The organism is Rubrobacter calidifluminis (genome assembly GCF_028617075.1).
Classification (GTDB): Bacteria; Actinomycetota; Rubrobacteria; order Rubrobacterales; family Rubrobacteraceae; genus Rubrobacter_E; species Rubrobacter_E calidifluminis.
The window spans coordinates 1-4,689 of the sequence record NZ_JAQKGV010000040.1 but is presented as its reverse complement, the minus strand read 5'-3'; the positions used below and the strand labels follow the sequence as shown (position 1 = coordinate 4,689).

Below are 4,689 nucleotides of genomic sequence, written 5' to 3'. Positions count from 1 at the left end.
CGCCGGGGAGGATGCGGGGTTCTCCTGTGGCGGAGGGGGGCCAGATTCTTCCGCGGCGGGCGGGGTGGCGCCTCCCTCGGCGGACGGCGGCGAGGAGGAGGCCGGGTACGAGGAGGCCTCATCTGGAGGTGTACCCGCCTCGGGGACTGCACTTCCCTCTCCGGTGGTCTCCTGTGCCGGGGGCGGCTCGCCGTTGCTGGTGGGCGATGATGTGTAGGTGGCCGGGTCGGCCGAAGTCGCGTCCTGGGCCGATGGCGTATCAGGTTGCGGACTCGTCTCACCCTGCACGCCCGGGGTGTAAGGGGCGCCGGAGTCCCCGGTGGACGCCGTCGCCGGCGTGGAGGCGGGGATTGACTGGGCACGGACCCGGCCGCCGCAGACCAGAAGAACGCCCAGCATCACGACCAACCACCAGAAGAACAGCAGGTGGCGTCTCGAACCGGGCATTCCCACTACCTTTCATACCCCTATACAAGAGCACGGGGCGGGCGGACCATACGACTACCAATGATACACCGGATACACCGTCTGCGGAAGGGGACCCGGCCGGCTTCAGACCGGAACGTTCAGCACGCCGAGCCCGTCGAGTATGATGACCAGCACGGCGAGCGAGTTGAAGGTGGCATGGGCGGCGAAGGAGGTCAGAATGCTCCCGGTGCGGAAGAACACGCAGCACAGAAGCAGCGCGAGGACGAAGATGGAGAGGAAGATCACGGGTTCCAGGTGCAGCAGGGCGAAGAGCGAGGAGGATACGATCGCCGCCACCCAGAAGGACACGCCCCGCCCGCCTTTTATCGCGAGCCTGGATGAGAGCAGCGCCCCGAGGCGGTATAGCCCGTTGAAGATCGCCCCGCGGAAGACCAGCTCTTCGACGGCCGGCCCGAAGAGGATTACGACGGCGATCATCGCCGGGATCGCGACCCCGGGGCTCTGGCGCACCCAGCCCTCCAGCCCCTGCATGAACGGTTGCTGGATGCTGGATTTCGCCGAGTAGCCGAAGTGCCGGAGCACGAGGACGCTGATGGGGTTCGCCACGGTCTCCACCAGGATGCCCGCGAGGCCCGTCGCGATCCCGAGCCCCACGCCCCGCAGGATCCCGTTGCGTGGCCGCCTGAGTCCCAGCGAGGTCAGGGAGTAGGTGACCTCGCGTCCGGCGCTGCGCAGCACGAACACCCCGGTGAGGAAGATCGCTATCACGATGGCGGCCAGCACCGCGTCCTGGAGCACCACCAGGAGGAGGGTTTTCGCCGCGCTAGTTATCTCGACTGCTCCCCAGGTAGATCTCGGGTTCCTCCCGGAGGAGCCCGCGTGCGAGACGGTCCCTTATGCTGTGAGGTAGCATGTTCGCCTCGCCGAGCCTACCGAGCTCGACCCAGACGAGCCCCCTCAGGGTCGGAGTCGCTCCTGGCTCTACCTCCGGGTCGTGACCGAGGGTCGCTTCCCCGTGTACTTCCTCCATCAACACGGTGATATCCACCGTGTGGCGACCGCCGTCGAAGAACTCGCTCACGTAGAGGATCCGTCCGAAGCGGCCGCGCAGCCCGGTCTCCTCAGCGAGCTCGCGCGCGGCGCACTCCGGGATGGTCTCCCGCGGTTCGAGCCTCCCTCCCGGGAGCACCAGGTAGGGCTTTCGCCCCGGCTTCTCGTGGCGGACCAGCAGTATCCTGCCGTCTCGCTCGACCACGGCCCCGACCCGGATGCCGAAGTCCAGATCAGAGGGTGTGCGCTCCTTGCCCATGCCGGGTGAGTATACATTCTGCCGGTGCTGCGGGTTACTTCCCGCGCTTCAGGTAGCGCTCGAACTTTGTCCAGGGCAGGCAGTTTACGACGCTCTCCTTCCCGACCCACGCCCGGCGGGCCTGCGAGACCCCGAAGCGCATGAACGAGAGCGCGCCCTCGTCGTGGGCGTCGGTGTCGATGCTTATCTTCGCCCCCGCCTCCACCGCCTCGCGCACGTGGGGGACGGAGAGGTCGAGCCGGTCCACGTAGCAGTCGAGCTCGAGCGCCGTGTCCGTGGAGACCGCTTCCGCTATCAGGCGGCTCACGTCCACGGCGTACGGCTCCCTGCGGTTGAGGAGCCTGCCAGTCGGGTGACCGAGCACCCGGACGTAGGGGTTGTTCATCGCCCGCACGATGCGGTCCGTCATCTCCCGCTCGGGCATGTTGAACGCCGTGTGCACGCTCGCCACCACCAGGTCGAGCTCCGCGAGCAGCCCGTCTTCGTAGTCGAGCGTGCCGTCTTTGAGGATGTCGACCTCTGCGCCGCACAGGAGGTGTATCTCGTCGTATCTCGCGTCGGCGGCGCGCACGGCCTCTATTTTGCGGGCGAGCCTCTCGGGGGAGAGGCCGCTGGCCACCCTGAGGCTCTTCGAATGGTCGCAGAAGACGAGGTACTCGTGGCCGAGCTCGATGGCCGCCTCGGCCATGCTCTCTATCGTGCCCCTGCCGTCGGAGTAATCTGTGTGGACGTGCAAATCGCCGCGGATGTCGGAGAGCTCGATGAGTTCCGGCAGTCGGCCCTCTTCGGCCGCCTCGATCTCGCCGGTGTCTTCGCGCAGCTCGGGCGGGATGTAGGGAAGATCGAGCCTGCGGTAGAGTTCCTCTTCGGTCGCGACCGGCTCGTAGTGACCGCTGCCGGCCTTCGCGATGCCGTACTCCGAGATGTTCAGCCCCATCCTGACCGCCCGCTCGCGCAGCGCGACGTTGTGGGCCTTGCTGCCGGTGAAGTGGTGCAGCAGCGAGCCGAAGGCCTCGGGGTCGACGATCCGGAGGTCCACCTCCGTACCCGCACAACGGACCGAGACCTTCGTCGGGCCGTGGGCCAGCACCTCGTCCACGAACGGGGCCGCGGCGAAGGCGTCCGCCAGGCTCTCCTGGTCGGTGCTCGCCGCCACCAGGTCCAGGTCGCCTATCGTCTCCTTCTGACGCCTGAGAGATCCGGCGACCTCCGCCCGCTCGCACGCGGGGTGGGAGCGGATGAAATCGAGCATCCTCGCGGCGAGGGAGGTCGCCTCGTCGAGCAGCATGCGGCGTTCGGTGGAGCCGTAGGTGCGGGCGGCGCGCAGGATGCGCTCCTCGCTCTTCTTCCCGAAGCCCTTCAGGGACGCGATGGCTCCCTCTTTCAGGTTCGCCACGTCCGCCACGCTCTCCACGCCGAGCTCGCGCCAGAGCCTGCCCGCCGTACGCGGCCCGACGTTGGGCAGGTTGGTGACCTCGACCAGGCCGGCGGGAACTTCTTCGACGAGCTCCGAGAGGATCCCCGGGGTGCGGCCCTGCGCCAGCTCGCGGATGACCCCGGCCGTCGTCTCGCCGACGTGCGGCAGCTCCCTCGGGTCTTCCACCTCGGCGACCGGATGGCCCAGCGAGGCGACCGACTCGGCCGCCCGCTGGTAGGCGAGCACCCGGTAGTGGTCGTCGCCCCGGATCTCCATCAGGGTCGCGATCGTCTGCAGGGTTCTGGCTATCTGCCGGTTGTCCACGTGCCTCCTCTCTTGCCGCGATTATACGTGAGGGCGCAGGCGCCGCGTGCATGTTCTCTCTCGGGGAGGTACGCTGGATACATGCGTGAGGGCGGAAAGCTCGCACCGGGTACCCCCGGCTTCGGACGTGCCTCGCTCGCCCTGTTCTTCGCCGGTGTCGCGGTCTTCGCGATGCTCTACAGCGTGCAGTCGCTGCTACCGGCGCTCTCCGGTGAGTTCGGGCTCGGTCCTGCGGCGGCGAGCCTCGCGCTCTCGGCGACGACCGGGACGCTCGCCGTATGCCTGGTCGTCTTCGGCGCGCTCTCGGACCGCTGGGGACGGGCGCCGGTGATGGCGTTCTCGCTTCTCTGCTCCTCCCTCGTGATGGTGCTCGTCGCGTTCGCGCCGGACTTCGCCCTGCTCGTCCTGCTGCGTGGGTTGCAGGGGGTGTGCCTCGCCGGGGTGCCGGCGGTCGCGGTGGCCTACCTCGGGGACGAGGTGAGCCGCGAGAGGTTGGGCTCCGCGGTCGGGCTCTACATTGCCGGCAACAGCGTCGGCGGGCTCGCCGGCCGCATCGCGTCGGGGCTTCTGGCGGAGGCTTTCTCGTGGAGGGTGGCGCTGGCCGTCCTCGGTGGAGTCTCCCTCGTCGCGGGTGCCGCTTTCTGGAGGCTCCTGCCGCCCGCACGGAACTTCAGGCCCCGCAAGGTCGGGCTCGTGGGCGTGGGCCGGGCCCTGCTGTGGTGTCTGCGCGACGGTCGCCTCCTCCTGCTCTACGCGATCGGGGCGCTTGCGATGGGTGGCTTCGTCGCCTTGTACAACTACCTGGGCTACCGGCTGCAGGCCCCGCCGTACCGCCTCGGCCAGGCGCAGGCCTCGGGGGTCTTCCTCTTCTACCTGCTCGGCACGGCGAGCTCGGCCCTGATGGGCCGTCTCGCCGATGGTGCGGGACGGGGCAGGGTGCTGGCGGCGGGGCTCTCGCTTATGCTCTGCGGTCTCGCGGTCACCGTCTCGAGGAGTTTTGCCCTGATCCTCTTCGGGGTCGCCGTCTTCACCTTCGGGTTCTTCGGGACGCACTCGATCGCGAGCGGGTGGGTGAGCGGTATCGCCGGAAGGATGCGGGCGTACGCCTCCTCGCTCTACCTGCTCTTCTACTATCTGGGCTCGAGCGTTGGCGGGACGGCGGGCGGGTCGGCGTACGCGCGCATCCTTCCGGCGATACCGCTCACCCACC

4 protein-coding genes and 1 pseudogene are annotated in these 4,689 nt (G+C 68.5%); 2 read left to right on the top strand and 3 right to left on the bottom strand.

From position 1 onward, the window contains the following. Positions 1 to 217, top strand: a pseudogene (locus PJB24_RS15720) (hypothetical protein); the annotation flags it as partial. Positions 218 to 552: 335 nt separating this feature from the next. On the opposite strand, the gene PJB24_RS15715 reads toward PJB24_RS15720, so the two are convergent. Genes PJB24_RS15715 through polX form a run of 3 tightly spaced genes read right to left on the bottom strand, consistent with a single transcriptional unit; the run spans position 553 to position 3,479 of the window. Further along, positions 553 to 1,230 carry a CPBP family intramembrane glutamic endopeptidase gene (locus PJB24_RS15715; protein WP_273847583.1) on the bottom strand — a complete coding sequence of 226 codons (678 nt, stop codon included), beginning with the start codon at positions 1,228 to 1,230 and terminating at the stop codon, positions 553 to 555. Between the two features lie 22 nt (positions 1,231 to 1,252). Next, a complete protein-coding gene (locus PJB24_RS15710) occupies positions 1,253 to 1,738 on the bottom strand; it encodes an NUDIX domain-containing protein (RefSeq protein ID WP_273847581.1) in 486 nt (161 codons plus the stop codon). A 34-nt stretch (positions 1,739 to 1,772) separates the two neighbouring features. Continuing rightward, positions 1,773 to 3,479 (bottom strand): DNA polymerase/3'-5' exonuclease PolX, encoded by a 1,707-nt coding sequence (polX, locus tag PJB24_RS15705; RefSeq protein ID WP_273847580.1) that lies wholly within the window; start codon positions 3,477 to 3,479, stop codon positions 1,773 to 1,775. A gap of 81 nt (positions 3,480 to 3,560) precedes the next feature. On the opposite strand from polX, the gene PJB24_RS15700 reads away from it, so the two are divergent. After that, on the top strand, positions 3,561 to 4,689 hold a 1,129-nt coding region (locus PJB24_RS15700), incomplete at its 3' end, for an MFS transporter (RefSeq protein WP_273847578.1).

Bases quoted from the DNA above. Each gene is read 5' to 3' on its own strand.
- PJB24_RS15710 (WP_273847581.1), bottom strand. From the start codon at position 1,738: ATGGGCAAGGAGCGCACACCCTCTGATCTGGACTTCGGCATCCGGGTC.